Annotated in this window: 1 protein-coding gene; it reads left to right on the top strand. The window is 69.8% G+C overall.

The annotated features are described in order from the left end of the window. Window positions 1–240: 240 nt before the first annotated feature. Window positions 241–1,224 (top strand): LLM class flavin-dependent oxidoreductase, encoded by a 984-nt coding sequence (locus ACL02T_RS34840; RefSeq protein WP_412835084.1) that lies wholly within the window; start codon window positions 241–243, stop codon window positions 1,222–1,224. Window positions 1,225–1,250 lie beyond the last annotated feature (26 nt).

The following is a 1,250-nucleotide window of genomic DNA, read 5'->3' as shown; positions in this document are numbered from 1 at the left end:
AACCCGAGGCAGCCCATCCACAGGTCTTGACGATCGCTCAAAACAGCGTCGGGCCGCGCTACTGAGTTGTCCATTGACGGATCAGCCGAAGCTTGCGGCTTGAGTTCGTCGCAGCGCCAATTGCCCACATCGACGGGCACGCAGAGACTCGTCGGCGACCGACGGTGCGCCGTCATCGTTCCGACCGTCGACCGTGATGCGCCGCTGAGCGGCCATCGCTTCCGGAGGATCCCCATGAGTGTGACCGCCCCAGTCGGCGTCTTCGTCGCCACGTCGACACCCCCGGAGCGCATCCCGGCTCTGGCCGCCGCGGCGGAGCGCCTCGGCTACGGCGAGGTCTGGATGGCCGAGGACTACTTCTGTTACGGCGGCTTCACCGGCGCCGCCCTCGCCCTCGGTGCGACCGAGCGGGTCAAGGTCGGCCTCGCCGTCGTCGCCTCGGTGGCCCGCCATCCAGCCGTCGCCGCGATGGAGATCGCAACGCTGGCCCGCGCCTACCCCGGCCGGTTCCTGCCCGGCATCGGGCACGGCGTCCCCTTCTGGACCGACCAGATGGGGCTCACCGCCAAGTCACCGCTGTCTGCGCTCACCGAGTGCGTCAACGGCGTGCGCGCGTTGCTGGCGGGTGAGACGGTCGACCTGCAGGGGAAGCAGTTCACCTTCAACTCGGTCACCCCGACCCACCCGGTCGAGGGCCACGTGCCGATCCTGACCGGTGTGCTCGGCCCCAGGTCGCTGCGGCTGTCCGGGAAGATCGCCGACGGCACCGTGATGAGTGTGCTGGCCGGCACGTCCTACCTCGAAGCGGCCCACGGCTACATCCAGGAGGGCATGGCCGAGTCGGGCCGCACCGAGCACCTGGTGCCGACGTTCGCCCTGTTCAGCGTGGCCAAGGACAGCAAGCAGGCCCGCGACGCGGTCAGGCCGGCGCTGGCCGCGTACATCACCGCGGTGGGAGCGCACAACCCGCTCACCGGCGCCTTCGGCTACAACGACAAGATCGCCGAGCTGCTCGAGCTGGGCCCCGAGACAATGGCCGAGAAGCTGCCGGACGAGTGGATCGACACCCTCGCCGTGGCCGGGGATCCCGACGAGGTCACCGCACGAGTTGCCGCCCTGCGCGCCGCCGGCGCTACGAGCGTCGTGCTCTCCCCCGTCAATGCCGACACCGCGCTCGACGAGCTCGAACTCGCCGCCGCCACCGTGCTGCCCCAGCTCGACTGAGGAGCCTGATGAAGCCGAAGATCGGT

The sequence above is a fragment of the Pseudonocardia oceanicola genome (assembly GCF_047200735.1).
In the GTDB taxonomy this organism is placed as follows: domain Bacteria; phylum Actinomycetota; class Actinomycetes; order Mycobacteriales; family Pseudonocardiaceae; genus Pseudonocardia.
This window is presented reverse-complemented; position numbering and strand designations above follow the sequence as displayed.